Source organism: Pseudomonas sp. PS01299, assembly GCF_029960145.1.
Taxonomy (GTDB): domain Bacteria; phylum Pseudomonadota; class Gammaproteobacteria; order Pseudomonadales; family Pseudomonadaceae; genus Aquipseudomonas; species Aquipseudomonas putida_A.
Genome location: NZ_JASCPO010000011.1, coordinates 1 through 18,394, shown reverse-complemented (window position 1 = coordinate 18,394; position 18,394 = coordinate 1). Strand labels below are relative to the sequence as shown.

Here is an 18,394-nt window from a genome sequence, read left to right as displayed (position 1 = left end):
CTGACTTCGCAAGCACCTGCCCCGCCCTTGCGCCATAGACTTTGCTCACCGAATCGATAACGAAAGGGCTGCGACATGACGAGTTTCTGGCTGTTTTTTCTGGCATTGGCGGTGGTCTTCCTGTTGCCCGGCCCGGACATGATTCTGTTGCTGCAAACCGGTGCTCGCCAGGGTCGCGGTGCGGCGCTGGCAACCGCCGGTGGCCTGGCGATCGCCCGAGGCTGTCACGTGGCATTGGCGGCATTGGGTCTGGCGGCGCTGTTCAAGGCGGCGCCGTGGACGTTTGATCTGGTGCGCCTGGCTGGTGCGGCGTACTTGCTGTGGATCGGCATTCAATGCTTGCGCAGCAGCTTGCTGCCGAACCTGAATACGGCTGCCGTGACTGACACCCAAGGACAATGGCGCGAGGCGATTCGCCGTGGCCTGCTGACCAATCTGCTCAACCCCAAGGCCTTGCTGTTCTGCTCGGTGCTGTTGCCGCAATTCATCGTCAATGACGGCGCAGCGGTGCTGACCCAGTTTGCCACCCTCGGCGGGTTGCTGGTGGGCATCGGGCTGCTGTTCGACAGTGCCTATGCCCTGACCGGCGCGGCGCTGGGCCGTTGGCTGCAACACAGTCCAACCGCCCAACGCGTTCAGCAATGGCTGTTCGGCAGCCTATTGATCGGCTTCGCCGTGCGCCTGACGTTTATCCAGCAGGCCTAGGGTTTGCGGGACTTGCGTTGGCGCCGGCTGATCAGCGCCAATGCAACGCCGACCGCCAGTACGATCGCGCCGATCTGTACCGGCCATTTGTAAGGCCGCAGAGCCATGCGCGCGGCATCGGTCACCTGGGTGACGTAACGCTTGTCGGCGTTTTCGAAATCCGGATAGGGGCACTGATTACCGAAGTCCACCGCCCACGGCACGTACGGGCCTTCATTGACGTAGCGTCGATACAGCGCGCTCTGCTCTTCCAGGCTGCTGTTGAAACCCGCAGCGTTACACAACACCGCCGCAAACGCCTGACTGGTGTGCGGCAAATTATCGGCGGCCCGGCTGGCCAGCGCGGTGGCGACAAAACGGTAGTGATAACGCTCATCCGGCTGCGCTTCACTGGCCTTCTGGCGCTGGACTTCAGCCTCGGCCACCAGCGGCCCGACTTTCAGCTCGGTGTTTTCCAGGCTGTAGTTGCCGCCAAACGTGGCGTAGTCCGGCGCCATCTCGTAACCGAGAATGTCCATGCCCCATTCACGCGCGGTCCACGCCGCGTTGTACAAGGCGCTGGCGCGTTTGGTCGGCCACCACGCAGCGTCAGCCTTCATCCGTTGCTCGCCGTACAGACGGGCCTTGTGCTGCAGATCGGGATTGTCGAAATAGCCGACCGCTTCCTCGTAATGCCCTTCACGCAGCAAGCGCCGTCCCAGCAGATTGCGCAGGCTGGCGGCGACCGGCAGCGGCACGTAGTTGTCGCGCTGCTGCTGGGTCAATGCCGGCGGCGCCGGTACGTTGTCATCGACATAGCGCTTGAGCTCATCGACCGTCAGCACGCGCTCGGCCACCGTCGCCGCGTCGAACCAGTAGATGCTGTTGCTGCGATACAACTGCACGAACGCTTGCAGGTATTCGCCACGTTGCAGCGCGAGAATCGCACTTTCGCCCTCGACCCGGCATTTCGGCTGGACGGTTTCGAAGTCCCAGTCAGGGGTGCGCCGGTAGCCCCAATCTTCGCTCTGCGGGAACGCCTGCGCGGCTTTGGCATAGGCGGCAGCCGCGGCATTTTTATCACCGTCACGCACCGCCAGCTTGGCCCGCAACCACCACGCCAATCCGCCGTCACCGGCGTTTTCAAGGAAGGCTTTGGCGCTGGCGTAATCACCCTGTTGATAATTCATCGCCGCCAGTCGATCGGCGTTTTCCAGGCTGCCACGGGTGCTGTCCTGCAGCAGCTTGATCAGTTTCTTCTCGTTCGGCGGTTGTTCGTCGAATGACCAGCCCATGCGGCTGATCAACGAAGCGGTAACCAGTTGCTGCACCGCCTTGCGCTCCAGCAGCTTCGCCAGTTGCGGCTCGGGCAGTTCGGCCAGCTCATTCATCAGTTGTTTCAGCGAGGTGTAACCCACGGCCGAACCGTGCAGGTTCTGCGCTTCATACAGTTCGATGGCGCCGTTCCAGTCACCAGCGTTGCGCAGCACCCGCGCCTCTTCACCGAGGCTGGCCACACCGAGTTCCAGCGGATCACTGAAGCCATCGATGCTCAGTTGTCGAGCCTGACGGAAGGCCGCACGTGCGTCCTCCAGCACTTCGATGACATCGCCCGCCTCGGCACTCGTGGCAAACCAGGCACGGCCCAGGGAATACGCCGCCCAGGTGCTGCGCAGCGGGCGCTGATCGGCCGGCAGTGCCAGCACTTTGTTGAAGTATTCGATCGCCAGCGGATGATCGCCAGTGGCAAACGCCACCGCGCCGGCCACGTACAAACGGATTTCCGCTGGCAGGCTGGCGCCCTGCGCCTCGACCTGACGCGCATCGGTCAGGCCACGCAGTTGCTTGACCAGCGCCTGTTGTTCGGCGCTCAGACCGACCTGCTCGGCTTTTTCGCGCAGCGCAGCAGGCTCGCTTGCGTCGCCGTACAGGTCGTCGGGATTGTGCGTCGCAGCGGTGACGTTCTTCAGCCCGGCAATGGTCTTGCCGAGGCGGCTGATCTCGAAGTTGAAGTTGCCCTCCGGCAAATCGGCCAGGGTTTGCCCGCGATTGTCGAGCAGGCGCATCGGGAAGTCCGGGCCGCAGGCCAACGCCGAACCCAGCGGCAGGCTGAGGCTCAGGCAGAGCAGATGGCGGGGCCAGTTACGGGTCAACATGCGAACCTCCTTGATCAATAAATGCACAGCGCGCCCAACCGATGGCGCGTTGTCCACCCGCCGGCAAACGACCGTCGCGCAGGCGGGTGAAGGTAAGCAGATCCGCGCTCTGTTGCAACGAATAACCGGCAAGCGCATCGGCGCCCTCGCAAGCGCTGGCCTTGACGATGATCCGTGCGGGCCAGGCACTGTCGAGGTTTCCGACATTGCGCAGGGCGATGTCCTGCAGGCCATCGTGGTCGCTGAACGCCAGACCGAGCCGGCTGCTCAACGCATCGCCGCGGGCCACGGCGCGCAACGTGGTCAGGCTCCAGGCGCGGCGATCATTGGCCAGCGGCAGGCGAAACCAGATCAGCCCGGCCAGATGTTCCGGCGGGTCCTCGCGCAGCGCTTTTGCAAGTCGGCTCAGTTGCAACGGATCGGCGAGCAGTTCCCGGCGTTGCCCTTCACGTTCGATCGGTACTTCGCTTTCCACCACCGGGGCACCGTCGGCATCCGGCAGCAGCGCCACGACATAGGCCGGCAACGCCAGATAGAACGGTTTGCTGCTGATTTTGCCCCAGGCGCTGGCCCAGCGCCGAGCCTGCTTGGGGTCGAACAAGCCGCGTCGCGGATCGCTGACGGCGTGCACCTGCAGCACGCTGCTGTCGACTGTGGCCAACAACGCCGGCAGTTGTGAACTGCCGAGCCACGCCGGCAGCGCGGTGATGCTCAGCGGCAACGATGCGGGCAACGCGGAATGCAGATGTGTCAGGAACTCGGTGTATTCCGGCAGACGCGCATTACCCGCGTCATGATCGATCTCGACGCCACTCAGGGTCAGCCCCTGCGCCTGCCAGTCGGCGACAACCTGAAGAATCTGCGCCGTGACCTGCGACTGATCCAGACTTTTGAGCTGACCGTCGAGACGAATCACCGCGATCAGAGGCCGGCCATCGTGCTTGAGCAACGGCGCATCGATCCGCGCCCGATGCCAGCCGTCACTGGGGAATGCCTGCAAGGCCAGCACGCGCAAGGTCGAAAAGTCGCTACGGCTGTCTTTCAGCGCGAGCTCATGGGCGGACGTCCATTGCCGTTGCCAGACGTAGAGTTGCTGATCGAGTGGCGCTGCGTCCTGTCGCTCACAAGCACAGAGCAACAACACCGCCAGCATGGCCGACAACCCGACGATAACGCGCATACCTTGCAGATCCCTGAGACATCAGGCTGCAAGGGTACACAAAAGCACTCAAGGCTTGCGGGCAATGATCACCTGACTCTTCGCCACCACGGCGTCCAGCGCCTGCTTGATCTGTGCACCACGGGGCGAATCGAGCACCGCTTGCCAGGTATTGGCCCAATGCTCGAGCAACGGGTGATCGGGGTTACTGAATTCGACCTTGGCTTCCCAGAACAACAGCATCCACATCGACCAGTAAAAGCCGTACTGACTGTGGCTGATGATCTCCAGCCCGGCGTCACTGACCATCGCCTTGAACTGCTCTTCACTGATGATGCGAATGTGGTTGGGTTTCTGGAAATAATCCGGCGAGGCAATGTCTTTCTGCAAATCTTCCGAGCTGGGATGCGGCACGCTCAGCAGGTACAGCGCTCCCGGCTTGCCGACACGTACCAGTTCGGCGAGAAATTGCGCCGGATCGTCGACATGCTCGATGACTTCGGTGGAGACCACGCGGGTGGCGGTGGCATCGGCAATCGGCAGCGGGTTGCAGTCGGTCACGTGGCATTCGACGCTGCGTGCCGGGGTATCGCTCAGACGCTGGCGGGTGGCCTCGACCTTGGCCGCGTCGATGTCGGCAATGATGATCTTCGCCCCGCGCATGCCGCAGAAATGCACATTACCGCCGTCGCCACAGCCGACATCGAGCAACGTGTCATCGGCGCTCACCCGAAAGCCTGTGAACAGCTCGTCGGTCTCTTGATTGAACCAGCCACTGAGCTTTGCGTCGTACAGGCCGAGCATGTACGGATCAACCTTGTCGGCGGCAGATGGCACAGCAACCGGTGCGGGAGACGTTGCCGTGAGTTTCTTCAAAAGGCTCAGCATGAGGTAGCTCCAGAGGATGGGACGGCGGTTCGCGACGTACCGAGGCGGCGCACCAGCGCGGCGCCGCGATTGCGCATCGGCATTTCGATGAATCGGTAATTCAATTCGCTGAGCAGCGCGATCAGACCGCCGGCGATCAGCACCGTGAGAATCGGGTGCCCGGCCGGACTGGGCAGCCCCGCGTCCTGCAAGCGGAAGATCAATTCACGGACCAGCAGATAGGCCGGAATATGGATCAGGTAGATGCCGTAGGAGCGGCTGCCGATCCACGCCATCAGCCGTTGCAACCTTCCGCGCGGCAGCAGGTAATCGCGGTTGTACGAGGCAATCCACACCAGCAGCGCGCTGAGCACGGCGATCGAGCCGATGCGGTAAGAGGCGAACGTGAAGCGGTCGGTGGCCATGTAGCTCAGCAGCAACGCCAGCACAGTCAGTACCGAAACTCCGGCCCACGGCCGTCGCAGGAACCTCGGTTCCCAACGGGAATAACCCGGCTGCGCGCTCCACATCGCCAGCAATACGCCGAGGGCCAGGGCATCGGTGCGCACCACCATCAGCAAGGGGGTGCGCAACGTGAACAGTTGCACCGCGACCAGCGCCAGCAATACCCAGCCCAGATGTCGGCGACACACGACAATCAGCAGCGGGAACAGCAAGTAGAACTGCTCCTCCAGTGCCAGGCTCCAGTAGACGAAACTGCTGCCGTATTCGTACTGAAAGAAACTGTCGGCAAAACGGAAATTGGCGTACTGCAACACCCCGGCCAGTGTCGCCTGCAGGTTGGCGTGCAGCGTGCCGAACGCACCTGAGCGATTGAGCAAGACACAGGCCAGCAACATCAGCGCCAGCCACAGCCAGGCCGAGGGCAACAAACGAAAGGCCCGGCGCAGCCAGAAATTGCGTGTCTGCTCCCAGCACTGTCGACGGCTCGTGCAGCCTTGCAGAGCGGGGATCAGGCTGCGGGCGATGACAAATCCGGAGATCGCAAAAAACAGGTCAACGCCCCACCAGGACTGCGCCCAATGGTGGACTGTTTGCAGCAGCGGCACGGTGTCGGTGAACAGGCTGCCCTGCAGGTGATGAAACAGCACACCGAGCACCGCGATCGCGCGCAGTACCTCGATGTCCATGATCCGTTTGCTGTTCATGCCCCGCGCATCTCGGGGTCTGCGGCAACCCGGCGTTCGAACAACTGCCCCAGAAACACCTGCAACCGCTGCTCGGCCACTGCCTGACTGCAGAAATCCTGCAGGCTGCTCACCGCCTGAGCGGCCATCTGTGCATAACGTTGCGGATCGTCTTTGGCGACCGCATAGCTGGCGCGATAGGCCGTGCACAACGACGTCCAGTTGGTCACATAACGCAGGGTGCGGAAGGCCTTGCGCGGGTCATGCGGCCAGGCCGTGAGTTCGTCGGTGGAGTCGATCAGAAAGGCGTTGTCGGCACTCAGGTAATCGATCATTGCCGTCGTACGCGGCGCCACCGCCGGTTTGCCGCAGGACATGAATTCCATCAACGGCAGGCACTGGCCCTCGCCATAGGACGTGTTGACCACATAGCGGGTCGCCTGCACCAGACGCTCATAATCGGCGTCCGCGAGGTAGCCGTAGATCAGCACGATCCGGCAGCGGTAGGACTGATTCTTGTACAGGTGGTGGAGGATGTCGCTCAGCGCTTCTTCGGCATCGTGGTGCGTCAGTTTCAGCACGAGCGTTGCGTCCTCGACCTCGCGGAACGTCACGCAGAATGCACTGAGCATGTCCTCCCAGTTCTTGCGCCCATCGCCGGGATTGAACACTGAGGTGTAGACCACGCCGTCGAGCAGCAACTCTTGCTCCCTGACCGGCGCATGGAAATCGAGTCCCTTGCCCGTGCGCAAAGGCCGGGGGGCGAATGCGTTCAAGTCAAGTTTGCGACTGTCGGCCACCAATCCCTTGATCTTCAACCGTACCGATCCATTCGGTGGCTGGCCCTGCAACGGCGCACCGCGGGCGGCAAAGCGATCCCATACCGGCGCAGGCACCGCGACGATCGGGTAATCGCTGTCCATTGCCTCGCGCACCGCGTTAACGGTGTAGCTGGAATGGGTGATCGCCGCTCCGCAAGCCTGCAGCACCGTGCGCCAGTCGTTGCGCGGCTCACCGGCAAACGGCTCATTGGGGATGGTGCTGAACTCCCACGCAAACACCGGCAAAGTCGGACACATCAGGTGTACCGGCGTGCGATGGGGCGGCGAGAACGACAGGAAGACGCACGGCTCGCCACTGGCGCGGCATTCCTCGTAAAGCGCGTCGACTTCGGTCAGCGGATCGGCCACTTCCACCACGCGTCCGAGACGCTCGAGTACCGGGCGATATTCCTTGAGCACGAAGTAATAGCTGTACTCCGAGCGCCCCAGATTCTGTGCAATGGTGTGCTGGTTGGTTTCCGAATGAATGATGATCAGCATGAGGCGTTTTCCGTCACTGACGCAGCATTGGCGGGATGCGGTGCAAGCCCGAAAAATTCCGCCATGCGCATTTGCACGGGGGCAAAAGCGCAGTAGTCATGCATGCGCTCGACCGCTGCCGCCGACATCTGCCGGTACCGCTCCGGCTGGTCTTTGGCCATGCGGTAGCTGTCCTCGTAGGCTTGTTTCAGCGAAGCCCAATCCGGGCGGTGGCGCAGGGTGCGGTAAATCAGCCGCGAGTCCTGCGGCCAGATGGCGGGTTCTTCGCTGGACTTGATCACGAAGGCGACGCTGTCGTCGATGTAGTCTTCCATGGCCGTGTGATCCGGGGCGATTACCGGTTTGCCACTGGACATGAACTCCATCAACGGCAGACAGAGGCCCTCACAGCGCGAGGCGTTGACGTAGTAACTGGCAGCAGCGTAAAGCCGGGTGTACTGGGCGTCATCCAGATAACCGTGCAACACCACCACCCTGCAGGCAAAGGGTGAGAGCTGCGCCAACAGGGTCATTAATTCGCTGTAGTAAGACGCCAGGTCGTTCTGGGTGATTTTCAATACCAGCGTCGCATCGGCCGTTTCCCGAAACGCCCAGCAAAACGCGGTGATCAGTTGATGCCAGTTCTTGCGGCCATCTTTGGGGTTGAACACGGTGACGTAGACCACACCGTCGACCGTGGTGTCGACCACCGACGTGGTGTCCGGCAGATCCAGCGGCGGCGGTTCGGCCACTGCCACCGCCTGTGGACCGGCGATACTCGGCAGCTGTCGCTCCAGCCAGGCATGCGCCCTGCGTGAGAAAAGATCACGCAGTCCCTCCCAATACCAGTGATGCAGAAACTTCACCCGCGGCTGTAGCTGTTCGCGGCCTGCATCCAGGCGCCACTGGCGCAGGTAGTGCCGGGCGATGACCAGGCGCCGTTTGAAGGTCAGCGGAGGAGGTCGCTGTGCCTCGATCGCGGCCAGTTGCTCGGCGGTCAGTGGTTTGGGCAGCAGGTCATCGGCTGAGAGCGCCAGCGTACGGCTGTCGAAAATGCAGCCCTTGATCGCCAGCGGCGTGCCTGGATTGACCGGCGCCGGAACTTGCTGCTGACGAATCGCCGCAAAGTTCTCCCACAACGGTGTCGGCAACACCAGTACCGGAAAGCCCTCGCCCAGCGCCCGGCGAATCGCCCGGGCAGTATGGCTGGACAGAGTAATCACCCGCCCTTGTCGGGCCAGCATCTGCGTCCAGTCGTGGCGCGGATCGTTGTCCCAGATCTCGTCCGGGATCGAATCGAACTCCCAGGCAACCACACACAGGGTCGGACACTCAAGATCGGTCGGCGTATTTTGCGGCGGGGTGAAAGAGAGAAACAGGCTGTCTTCGCCCACCTCGCGCAATTGGCGAAAGAGCGGATCAACCTCGGTGATGGCGGACACCACATGCACCCGCCCAAGGCTTTCCAGCACTGGGCGATAAGCCTTGAGCACGAAGTAGTAACTGTATTCGGGACGCCCGAGACTCTGGCTGATGGAACGGTCGTTGACGTCCGAGTAAAGAATGAAGTTCATGGCATCCCACGATGAAGCCGCCATCCCGGCTGCTTCAATCCATGACGGCGAAGCGCTGAATCGTGGTCGGCATGCCGACACTCGTCCTGCATCTTCCAGCCCGTCTTTGTTCTTGTTTTTAGTGGTCGGTCTGACTGGGGCTGAACAACCCCTGTTGAACGCGACGAGGGGCATTCTAAACACATCCGTCGCGGATTCGTGAACCGCCCGGCGAGAATAAATCCGTCTACTCTGACGAGAACTGACCAGTCACGGTTTGCACTGTTGAAATTGCCAAGCATTTGGCACAGATTGGTAACAAACAACTACAACAACGACTTCGCCTGTCATCCTGTCGGCCTTTTTCATGCGGCCTGACAGACTTCCCCTCAAAGCCTGTGGGAAAGTGGCGAATGTTAAAGACCAAGGGGTCGCTGTTTGAAAAAGCGTCTGTTCGTCACGGGCCTCAGTGGGTTCGTGGGACAACATATCCAGTCGCGTCTGGCCCAGCCTGACTCGACGTGGGAACTGCTGCCTGCCACCGCACCCTACGATCTCACGTCAGCGGCGAGCCTCGTCGACCTGTGGCCACAATTGCCCGACGCGGTGATTCACCTCGCTGGTCAGACCTTCGTTCCCGAAGCCTTCCGTGACCCGGCCCGTACGCTCGAGATCAATCTGCTGGGTACCCTCAATCTGTTGCAGGCCCTCAAGGCCCGCGGATTTCGGGGGACCTTCCTGTATGTCAGCTCCGGCGACGTCTATGGGCAAGTCGACGAGCGCGCCCTGCCCATCACCGAACTGCAACCGCCCTGCCCGCGCAACCCCTATGCGGTGAGCAAGCTCTCGGCCGAGTTTCTCAGCCTGCAATGGGGCCTGAGTGAGGGCTGGCCGGTGCTGGTGGCGCGGCCGTTCAACCATATCGGCGCCGGACAGAAAGACAGCTTCGTCATCGCCAGCGCCGCACGCCAGATCAACCGCATCAAGCAAGGCTTGCAGGCAGCACGACTGGAAGTCGGCGACATTGACGTCACGCGCGACTTCCTCGATGTCGGCGATGTGATCGCGGCTTATTTCGCCCTTCTGGAAAAAGGCACCCCCGGGCAGGTCTACAACATCTGCTCGGGCCGCGAACAAAGCATCCGCAGTCTGATCGAGCAGTTGGGCGATCTGGCGCAGGTCGAAGTGCAACTGGTGCAGGATCCGGCACGCATGCGGCGCGCCGATCAGCGTCGCGTTTGCGGCAGTCACGCAAAGCTGGTCCAGACCACGGGCTGGGCACCGGCAATCACCACACAACAATCCCTGCGGGCGATCCTGTCCGACTGGGGGCAGCGAGTAAAACAACAATGAAAAGTGCACTGATCACGGGGATCACCGGCCAGGACGGCGCATATCTGGCCAGGTTGCTGCTCGACAAGGGTTACAAGGTTCACGGCCTGGTAGCACGCCGTAGCAGCGATTCGCGCTGGCGCTTGCGCGAGATGGGCGTCGAAGGTGACATCGTCTACCTGGACGGTGACATGGCCGATGCCTGCTCGGTACAACGTGCAGTCATTCAGTCGGCGCCTGACGAGGTCTACAACCTCGCTGCACAAAGCTTCGTTGCCGCTTCCTGGAATCAGCCGGTGACCACCGGCATCGTCGATGGCCTGGGCGTCACCCACTTGCTCGAAGCGATCCGCCAGTTCAGCCCGCACACGCGTTTCTATCAGGCCTCCACCAGCGAAATGTTCGGTCTGATCCAGGCCGAGCAACAGGACGAGAACACCCCGTTCTACCCGCGCAGCCCCTACGGCGTGGCCAAACTCTACGGTCACTGGATCACCGTCAACTACCGTGAAAGCTTCGACCTGCACGCCAGCAGCGGCATCCTGTTCAACCATGAATCGCCGCTGCGCGGCATCGAATTCGTTACCCGCAAGGTCACCGACGCCGCCGCCCGCATCAAACAGGGCAAGCAGCAGGAACTGGCCCTGGGCAACATCGACGCCAAGCGCGACTGGGGCTTTGCCGGCGACTACGTCGAAGCCATGTGGCTGATGCTGCAACAGGACAAGCCTGACGATTTCGTGGTCGCCACCGGTGTCACCACCACCGTGCGCGAGATGTGCCGCATCGCCTTCGATCACGTTGGCCTCAACTACCGCGACTACGTGAAGATCGACCCGGCGTTCTTCCGCCCGGCCGAAGTCGAAGTGCTGCTCGGCAACCCGGCCAAGGCGCAGCGTGTGCTGGGCTGGAAACCGAAAACCGACCTCGACACCCTGATCCGCATGATGATGGATGCGGATATGAAACGCGTCGCCAAGGAGTAGGTCATGCTCATTCCCGTGATTCTGTCCGGCGGTGCCGGTACGCGTCTGTGGCCGGTGTCCCGCGAGGGCCATCCCAAACCGTTCATGACCCTGCCCGACGGGCAGTCGCTGCTCGGCAAGACATACCAGCGGGCGGCAGCATTGCTCGACGGCTGGGGCGACATCGTCACGGTGACCAACCGCGAGTACTACTTCCAGAGCAAGGATCACTATTGCGCCGCCCACGTGTCGCGCCATCGCGGGCACTTCCTGCTGGAGCCGACCGGGCGCAACACCGCCCCGGCAATTGCCGCCGCCGCCCTGTCGCTGCAGGCGCTGCACGGCGACAACGCAATCATGGTGGTGATGCCCGCCGACCATTTGATCGTCAACCAGGACGCACTCAAGAGTGCCGTCGAACACGCGGTCAACCTGGCGAAGGACGGTTATCTGGTGACCTTCGGTGTGCTGCCGACCGCCCCGGAAACCGGCTTCGGCTACATCGAAACCGGCGCACCGCTGGACGCCAAAGGCGCAGCGAAAGTGCAGCGTTTCGTGGAAAAGCCCGACCTGCAAACCGCCACCCATTACCTGGAAAGCGGCAACTTCCTGTGGAACTCGGGCATGTTCTGCTTCACCACCGCGACCCTGATCAACGAACTGCAATTGCACGCGCCAGAGTTGCTGGAACAGACCCGCGCCTGCATGCAGGCCAGCGCCCCGGTGGAAACCGTCGGCTGTCTGCAACAGGAACTGTCGCCGACACTGTTTGCTGAAATCACCGACATCTCCATCGATTACGCCTTGATGGAGCGTTCGGAGAAAGTCGTGGTGGTGCCCGCCGGTTTCGACTGGAGCGACATCGGTTCGTGGGGGGCCGTGGCAGCGCTGGTACCGGCCGATGCCGACAACAATCGCGCCAGCGGCGAAGCGGTGTTCATCGACAGTCACAACAACTTCGTGCAGAGCGAAGGCCGGCTGGTGGCTGCCGTGGGTGTGGATAACCTGATCATCGTCGACACCGCCGACGCCGTGCTGGTGGCCCACGCCGATCGCGCCCAGGATGTGCGGCGCGTCGCCAAGCAGCTCAAGGAAAAATCCCACGAAGCCTACCGCCTGCATCGCACGGTCAGCCGTCCGTGGGGCACCTACACCGTGCTCGAAGAAGGCCCGCGCTTCAAGATCAAGCGCATCGTGGTCAAGCCCGGCGGCAAGCTGTCGCTGCAAATGCATCATCACCGCAACGAACACTGGGTGGTGGTCGAAGGCATGGCCAAGGTCACCAACAACGGCAGCGGCACGCATCTGGTGGCCAAGAACGAATCGACGTTCATTGCCGCCGGCCATCGCCATCGCCTGGAAAACCCCGGCGTGATCGACCTGGTGATCATCGAAGTGCAAAGCGGCGAATACCTGGGTGAAGACGATATCGTGCGCTTCGAAGACCAATACGGCAGGACGGTTTGATGCTGCTTTCCCTGTACCGTTCGCTTTACAGCTATCGAGGATTCATCCTCGGCAGCGTACAGCGAGAGTTTCAAGCGCGTTATCGCAATTCGCTGCTCGGCGCCTTGTGGCCCGTGTTCAATCCACTGTCGATGATCATCGTCTACACCGTGATCTTTTCTCACATCATGCGCGCCCGCCTGCCGGGCGTGGATGACAGCATGGCCTACAGTGTCTATCTCTGCGCCGGGCTGCTCGCCTGGGGAATGTTTTCGGAAATCACCCTGCGCAGCCAGACCATGTTTCTGGATAACGCCAACCTGCTGAAGAAAATCAGCTTCCCCCGCATCTGCCTGCCGGTGATCGTGCTGTGCAATGCGGCGATCAATTTCGCCATCATCATCGGCCTGTTCCTTGGATTTCTATTGATCAGCGGGCGTTGGCCCGGTATGGCGCTCCTGGCGCTGATTCCCCTGATTGCGCTGCAGATGCTGTTCTGCGCTGGTCTGGGCATGATCCTCGGCGTGTTGAATGTATTCTTTCGCGATGTCGGCCAGCTCTTCGCCATCTGCCTGCAGTTCTGGTTCTGGCTGACGCCGATCGTGTATCCGATCACCATCCTCCCGGAGTGGGTCCAGCGGCTGCTGCAACTCAACCCGATGACCAGCCTGATCGGCAGCTATCAGAACCTGTTCCTGTATGGGCAATGGCCGGTCTGGAACTCGCTTTTACCGGTGTTCATCGTCACGGTGGTGATGTGTCTGATCGCCCTGCGGTTGTTCCGCCAGCGCGTCGGTGAAATGGTGGATGAACTCTGATGGGACTTATACGCGTAACGGGCCTGGGCAAGGCTTATAAACAGTATCCGACACGCTGGAGCCGTCTGGCGGAATGGCTGATCCCGTTTTCCCCGGTGCGCCACCGCGAGCATTGGGTGCTGCAGGATGTCGCTTTCGAGATTGCCCCCGGCGAGGCCGTGGGTATCGTCGGCGCCAACGGTGCGGGCAAAAGCACTTTGCTGAAGATGATCACCGGTACCACTCAACCCACCTGCGGCAAAATCGAGATTGAAGGGCGCGTAGCGGCATTGCTGGAGCTGGGCATGGGTTTTCACCCGGACTTTACCGGGCGCCAGAACGCGATCATGGCCGGGCAGTTGCTGGGCCTGCAGGTTGGCGAAATCGAAGCGCTGATGCCTGACATCGAACACTTCGCAGAAATCGGCGAAGCCATCGACCACCCCGTGCGCACCTACTCCAGCGGCATGCAGATGCGCCTGGCCTTCAGCGTCGCCACCGCGCGGCGTCCGGACATTCTGATCGTCGACGAGGCCCTGTCGGTGGGCGACGCCTACTTTCAGCACAAGAGCTTCGAACGCATTCGCAGCTTCCGCAAGGCCGGCACGACCCTGCTGATCGTCTCCCACGACCGCTCGGCCATCCAGTCGATCTGCGATTCGGCGATCCTGCTCAAGGACGGCCACATGGCCATGTACGACAAGCCGGAAGTGGTGCTCGACTATTACAACGCCCTGATGGCCGAACGCGAAGGGCAGATCGTGCGTCAGGAAATGCTCGCCGGCGGCGAAGTACAAACCATGTCCGGCACCGGCGAGGCCGGCATTCTGAGTGTGCGCCTGCTGGACGAACACGATCGCGCAATCGACGCTGCCGAGGTCGGCCAGCCAGTGGTACTGGAAGTTCAGGTGGAGGTTCGGCGCGACATTGAACGACTGGTGCTCGGCTTCATCCTCAAGGATCGTCTGGGCCAGATGATGTATGGCATCAACACCCATCGCCTGAACAAGGCCCTGACCGATCTGCGCGCCGGCGAACGCTTCACTTACCGCTTCGCCTTCGTCATGGGGCTGGGCAAGGGCAACTATTCGGTATCGTTGAGCCTGTCGCGCCTGGACTCGCATCTGGACCGCAACTTCGAATGGCGCGATTACGGTCTGGTGTTTCACGTGATCAACAACCGCCAGGAAGATTTCGTCGGCTGTTCCTGGCTCAATGCCAAGACGACGATCACCCCTCACACCGAGGCAGCGCTGACCGAGCGTGCGCCATGACCCGCCTCTTGGTCGAGTGCACCCACGTCTTCAAACACCCGAAGATCAACTCCGGTATTCAACGCGTGGTGCGCAACGTCATCAAGCAATTGCCGGAGCGGGTGGGTGATGTCGAGTGCCTGCCGGTCATTTCGCTGAGGGGCCGGCTGTATCGGGTCACGCGCCTGGCCCCGCTGGACGCGCCGCTGTTCAACGCCATTGCGACATTCGGCGAACGACTGGAACGCCTTGCGCACCGTTTCTGGCAATGGCATCAGCGCCTCGACAGCCGCCTGCAGGCAAAAACCCCACGACGCCTGTTGTACGTCGGCTATCGGCTGAGCGCTTTCGCGGCATTTGGCGTACCCCTGCGGCTGATCGAGCGGATCAACCGCCAGCAACTGCCAAAACGCTGTGCCCCCTTGCAGCATCAGCCCGGAGACCAACTGGTGCTGCTGGATTCGTCCTGGCACTCGGACTTTTTCTCCCACGCCGAACAGCTCAAGCGCGAGGGTGTCGGTATTGTCGCGGTCATCTACGACTTGATACCGCTGACCCACCCGCAGTTCTACGACACGCGGCTGGTGCAGGTCTTCAGTGAATGGTTCGACTGGATCACCCGCACGGCCGACGGCTACCTGGCCATTTCCGCCACGGTACGCGATCAGGTGCGCGCCGAACTGCAGCAACGGATCGGCACGGTACAGGCCGAAAAACGCTGGTTCGATTATTTTCACCTCGGTTCCGAACTGGATCTGCACAGCGCCGGGGAAACCGTCGAACCGCGCCTGCAACAGCTGTTCAATACACCGGAGCCGCTGTTCCTGATGGTCAGTACCATTGAGCCGCGCAAGAACCACGCATACCTGCTCGATGCCTTCGAACGGGCCTGGACCGCCGGCTCCCCGGCGCGTCTGTGCATCGCCGGGCGCATCGGCTGGAAGTGCGACGCCCTGCTCGCCCGGGTGCGCAGTCATCCCGAACTGAATCGCCGCCTGTTCATGTTCAACGACTTGAGCGACACCAGCCTCGAACATGCCTACGCCCACGCCAGTGCGCTGGTATTCCCTTCGTTTGTCGAAGGCTTTGGCCTGCCGCTGGTGGAAGCCATGCAGCGTGGCTTGCCGGCGATGGGCAGCGACATTGCGGTGTTCCGCGAAATCGGCGGCGAATTCATGGCCTATTTCGATTTGCAGGATCCGCAAAGCCTCGCTGACTTGATCATGCGTTTCCTGCAGAGTGGCCAATTCCCCGCTGCTCGCGATGTGGCGGACTGGCGCTGGATCGACTGGCACGAGGCGAGTGCGCAACTGGCCGAGCGCACCGTACGCAATGCAGTGCAAGCGCCATTGGCGCCAGCGAGGCCGCATGCGCATTGCCCTTAATGCCCGGATCCTGCAGGCACCGCGCACCGGCATCGGCCACTACGTCGCCGAGTTGGTGAATGCGTTGCGCAGCGATACCGATATCGAAATTGAGTTGTTCCACGGCTGGGGCTGGAGTTCGGCCTTGCCGGAGGCGGCGATGCCCGGTTATTCGCGCCTGACGCCACTGCTGCGGCAGATCCCCGGGGCTTATCAGGCGCGGCGCTGGCTGGAACAAAAGCGTTTCGATCAGGCGCGCGCGCATGGCATCGATCTGTATCACGAACCGAGTCTGTGGCCACTGGCCTTCGACGGCCCGACCGTGATCACCCTGCACGACCTGACGCACCTGCATTACCCCGAAACTCAGCCGCCGGCACGTTTGCAAGAGATCGAGCGCCGACTGGCTACCGGCGTACGGCAGGCACAAGTGATCCTCACCGATTCACAAGCGATCGCCGACGAAGCTCAAAGCTGTTTCGGCCTGCCCGCTGAACGTTTCGTGGTCGCTCCCTTGGGCGTGGCCGAGCGCTTTCGTCCGCGCGACGCACACACCATCGACCCGGTACTCAAGGCCCATGCCGTTACGGCGCGGGAGTATTTCCTCTGTGTCGGGACGCTGGAGCCACGCAAGAATCTGCGGCTGGCCCTGCGCGCCCATGCCTTGCTGCCGGAGGCCGTGCGCCAACGCTTTCCGCTGCTGATCGTCGGCATGGCTGGCTGGCAGCGCGAACAGTTCAGCGCCGAACTGCGTCAGGCATTGGCAAGCGGGCATGTGTGCCTGCTCGGCTACTTGCCCGATGAACACCTGGCCCAGCTGTTGGCTGGTGCCCGGGCGCTGATTTTTCCTTCGTTATACGAAGGCTTTGGCCTGCCGGTGTTGGAGGCGATGGCCAGCGGCACGCCGGTGGTACTCACCCGCGCTTCGGCCATGCCGGAAGTCGCGGGCGACGCGGGCAACTATATTGAACCTGACAATGCAGACGGCTTGCGCGACGCGCTGATCCGTCTGCTCGACGATCAGGTGCATTGGCAAGCATGCCGAGAAGCCGGATTGCAGCGGGCGCGGCTTTTTTCCTGGCAGCGCTGCGCACAGGCCACGGCCGGTGCCTACCGCCAGGCCATGGGAGGTTGAATGCGAGTTCTTCATTTTTTCAAAACCTACTTGCCTGACTCGGTCGGCGGTATCGAGCAGGTGATATTTCAGCTGTGCGAAAGCGGTGCGCATCACGGTATCGACGGCCAGGTGCTGACACTCAGCGCCGACCCGACCCCGCCGGTGGTGCAACTGGGTCAACACGAAGTGCATCGCGCCAGACTCGACATTCAGTTCGCCTCCACCGGGTTTTCCTGGAGCGTGTTCAAACAGTTTCGCGAGCTGGCCGCCGAAGCCGATGTGGTCAACTATCACTTTCCGTGGCCGTTCATGGACCTGGTGCACTTTGCCAGCGGCATGAACAAACCGAGCGTGGTGACCTACCACTCGGACATTATTCGTCAGAAGCATCTGCTCAAACTCTACCGACCGCTGATGAACCGCTTCCTCGCCAGCGCCGACCGGATTGTCGCGGCCTCGCCGAACTACCTGCACACCAGCGACGTGTTGCAGCAGTTTCAGAACAAGACCCGGGTGATCCCTACGGTTTGAACAAGGCCGGTTATCCACAGGCCGACAGCGAACGGATGAATCGCTGGCGCCAGCAGCTTGGGGATAAGTTTTTCCTGTTCGTCGGGGTCATGCGTTATTACAAAGGTCTGCACATCCTGCTCGACGCCTTGAAGGACGTGGACTATCCGGTGGTGATCGTCGGTGCCGGGCCGCTGGAACTGGAGTTGCACGCCCAGGCTGCTGCGCTGGGGCTGCGTAACATCCACTTTCTCGGGCGCCTGGGCGATGAAGACAAGGTCGCCCTGCTACAGCTGTGCTACGCCATCGTGTTTCCGTCGCACCTGCGTTCCGAAGCGTTCGGCATTTCGCTGCTCGAAGGCGCGATGTACGGCAAACCAATGATCTCCAGCGAAATCGGTACCGGCACCAGCTACATCAACATCCACAACGAAACCGGGCTGGTGGTGCCGCCGAGCAACCCTCAGGCGTTTCGCGAGGCAATGCGCAGCCTCTGGGAAAACCCCGAACGCGCAGCAGCCATGGGCATAAAGGCCGAGGCGCGTTACCGGCAGTTGTTTACCGCCGATGAAATGGGCCGCAAGTGGACCGAGTTGTATCAGGAGTTGCTCGAAGAGAAAGACCTGTCTTACGCCTGATCCCGTTGCTGAAACACATCACCCTGTGGGAGCGGGCTTGCTCGCGAAAGCGGTCTTTCAGTAAACAATGATGTCGACTGATCTGACGCCTTCGCGAGCAAGCC

At 61.7% G+C, this 18,394-nt stretch carries 14 protein-coding genes and 1 pseudogene; 9 read left to right on the top strand and 6 right to left on the bottom strand.

Annotation, left to right across the window (positions count from 1 at the left end):
- The first annotated feature begins 75 nt into the window (after nt 1-75).
- Complete coding sequence (locus QMX91_RS04380) at nt 76-705, top strand: LysE family translocator (protein WP_282412313.1); 630 nt, start codon at nt 76-78, stop codon at nt 703-705.
- Here the strand turns inward: QMX91_RS04380 and QMX91_RS04375 are convergent.
- The 6 genes from QMX91_RS04375 to QMX91_RS04350 are packed head-to-tail and all read right to left on the bottom strand — an operon-like array spanning nt 702 to nt 8,889.
- Entirely contained in the window at nt 702-2,840 is a 2,139-nt protein-coding gene (locus tag QMX91_RS04375; protein ID WP_282412312.1) for a hypothetical protein, read from the bottom strand. The two genes, QMX91_RS04380 and QMX91_RS04375, sit on opposite strands and share 4 nt — an antisense overlap.
- Entirely contained in the window at nt 2,827-4,020 is a 1,194-nt protein-coding gene (locus QMX91_RS04370; RefSeq protein ID WP_282412311.1) for a DUF3142 domain-containing protein, read from the bottom strand. Before QMX91_RS04370 ends, QMX91_RS04375 begins: the two co-directional genes overlap by 14 nt.
- A 48-nt stretch (nt 4,021-4,068) precedes the next feature.
- Nucleotides 4,069-4,887, bottom strand: a complete 819-nt coding sequence (locus QMX91_RS04365) for a class I SAM-dependent methyltransferase (protein WP_027610312.1) — start codon at nt 4,885-4,887, stop codon at nt 4,069-4,071.
- Nucleotides 4,881-6,035, bottom strand: a complete 1,155-nt coding sequence (locus tag QMX91_RS04360) for an acyltransferase (RefSeq protein ID WP_282412310.1) — start codon at nt 6,033-6,035, stop codon at nt 4,881-4,883. Before QMX91_RS04360 ends, QMX91_RS04365 begins: the two co-directional genes overlap by 7 nt.
- Nucleotides 6,032-7,336, bottom strand: a complete 1,305-nt coding sequence (locus QMX91_RS04355) for a glycosyltransferase (RefSeq protein ID WP_282412309.1) — start codon at nt 7,334-7,336, stop codon at nt 6,032-6,034. The genes QMX91_RS04360 and QMX91_RS04355 overlap by 4 nt, the downstream gene beginning before the upstream one ends.
- Complete coding sequence (locus QMX91_RS04350; protein ID WP_282412308.1) at nt 7,330-8,889, bottom strand: glycosyltransferase; 1,560 nt, start codon at nt 8,887-8,889, stop codon at nt 7,330-7,332. The genes QMX91_RS04355 and QMX91_RS04350 overlap by 7 nt, the downstream gene beginning before the upstream one ends.
- A gap of 417 nt (nt 8,890-9,306) precedes the next feature.
- Here QMX91_RS04350 and QMX91_RS04345 point away from each other — a divergent pair, with 417 nt between their 5' ends.
- The 8 genes and pseudogenes from QMX91_RS04345 to QMX91_RS04310 all read left to right on the top strand — a co-directional run bounded on the left by QMX91_RS04345 (nt 9,307) and on the right by QMX91_RS04310 (nt 18,290).
- Complete coding sequence (locus QMX91_RS04345; protein ID WP_282412307.1) at nt 9,307-10,221, top strand: GDP-mannose 4,6-dehydratase; 915 nt, start codon at nt 9,307-9,309, stop codon at nt 10,219-10,221.
- Entirely contained in the window at nt 10,218-11,186 is a 969-nt protein-coding gene (gene gmd / locus QMX91_RS04340; RefSeq protein WP_027610307.1) for a GDP-mannose 4,6-dehydratase, read from the top strand. Before QMX91_RS04345 ends, gmd begins: the two co-directional genes overlap by 4 nt.
- Before the next feature lie 3 nt (nt 11,187-11,189).
- The gene (locus QMX91_RS04335) at nt 11,190-12,632 is read left to right on the top strand and encodes a mannose-1-phosphate guanylyltransferase/mannose-6-phosphate isomerase (RefSeq protein ID WP_135296891.1); all 1,443 of its coding nucleotides are present in this window, start codon (nt 11,190-11,192) and stop codon (nt 12,630-12,632) included.
- Nucleotides 12,632-13,429, top strand: coding sequence for an ABC transporter permease (locus QMX91_RS04330; RefSeq protein WP_098966401.1), 798 nt, complete (start codon nt 12,632-12,634; stop codon nt 13,427-13,429). The genes QMX91_RS04335 and QMX91_RS04330 overlap by 1 nt, the downstream gene beginning before the upstream one ends.
- Nucleotides 13,429-14,682, top strand: a complete 1,254-nt coding sequence (locus QMX91_RS04325; protein WP_098966403.1) for an ABC transporter ATP-binding protein — start codon at nt 13,429-13,431, stop codon at nt 14,680-14,682. Before QMX91_RS04330 ends, QMX91_RS04325 begins: the two co-directional genes overlap by 1 nt.
- Complete coding sequence (locus QMX91_RS04320; protein ID WP_223007067.1) at nt 14,679-16,046, top strand: glycosyltransferase family 1 protein; 1,368 nt, start codon at nt 14,679-14,681, stop codon at nt 16,044-16,046. Before QMX91_RS04325 ends, QMX91_RS04320 begins: the two co-directional genes overlap by 4 nt.
- Nucleotides 16,030-17,160 carry a glycosyltransferase family 1 protein gene (locus QMX91_RS04315; protein WP_223007068.1) on the top strand — a complete coding sequence of 377 codons (1,131 nt, stop codon included), beginning with the start codon at nt 16,030-16,032 and terminating at the stop codon, nt 17,158-17,160. The genes QMX91_RS04320 and QMX91_RS04315 overlap by 17 nt, the downstream gene beginning before the upstream one ends.
- Nucleotides 17,161-18,290 (top strand): annotated as a pseudogene (locus tag QMX91_RS04310) (glycosyltransferase family 4 protein).
- Nucleotides 18,291-18,394 lie beyond the last annotated feature (104 nt).

Bases quoted from the DNA above. Each gene is read 5' to 3' on its own strand.
- QMX91_RS04380 (WP_282412313.1), top strand. From the start codon at position 76: ATGACGAGTTTCTGGCTGTTTTTTCTGGCATTGGCGGTGGTCTTCCTG.
- QMX91_RS04375 (WP_282412312.1), bottom strand. From the start codon at position 2,840: ATGTTGACCCGTAACTGGCCCCGCCATCTGCTCTGCCTGAGCCTCAGC.
- QMX91_RS04370 (WP_282412311.1), bottom strand. From the start codon at position 4,020: ATGCGCGTTATCGTCGGGTTGTCGGCCATGCTGGCGGTGTTGTTGCTC.
- QMX91_RS04365 (WP_027610312.1), bottom strand. From the start codon at position 4,887: ATGCTGAGCCTTTTGAAGAAACTCACGGCAACGTCTCCCGCACCGGTT.
- QMX91_RS04360 (WP_282412310.1), bottom strand. From the start codon at position 6,035: ATGAACAGCAAACGGATCATGGACATCGAGGTACTGCGCGCGATCGCG.
- QMX91_RS04355 (WP_282412309.1), bottom strand. From the start codon at position 7,336: ATGCTGATCATCATTCATTCGGAAACCAACCAGCACACCATTGCACAG.
- QMX91_RS04350 (WP_282412308.1), bottom strand. From the start codon at position 8,889: ATGAACTTCATTCTTTACTCGGACGTCAACGACCGTTCCATCAGCCAG.
- gmd (WP_027610307.1), top strand. From the start codon at position 10,218: ATGAAAAGTGCACTGATCACGGGGATCACCGGCCAGGACGGCGCATAT.
- QMX91_RS04335 (WP_135296891.1), top strand. From the start codon at position 11,190: ATGCTCATTCCCGTGATTCTGTCCGGCGGTGCCGGTACGCGTCTGTGG.
- QMX91_RS04330 (WP_098966401.1), top strand. From the start codon at position 12,632: ATGCTGCTTTCCCTGTACCGTTCGCTTTACAGCTATCGAGGATTCATC.
- QMX91_RS04325 (WP_098966403.1), top strand. From the start codon at position 13,429: ATGGGACTTATACGCGTAACGGGCCTGGGCAAGGCTTATAAACAGTAT.
- QMX91_RS04320 (WP_223007067.1), top strand. From the start codon at position 14,679: ATGACCCGCCTCTTGGTCGAGTGCACCCACGTCTTCAAACACCCGAAG.
- QMX91_RS04315 (WP_223007068.1), top strand. From the start codon at position 16,030: ATGCGCATTGCCCTTAATGCCCGGATCCTGCAGGCACCGCGCACCGGC.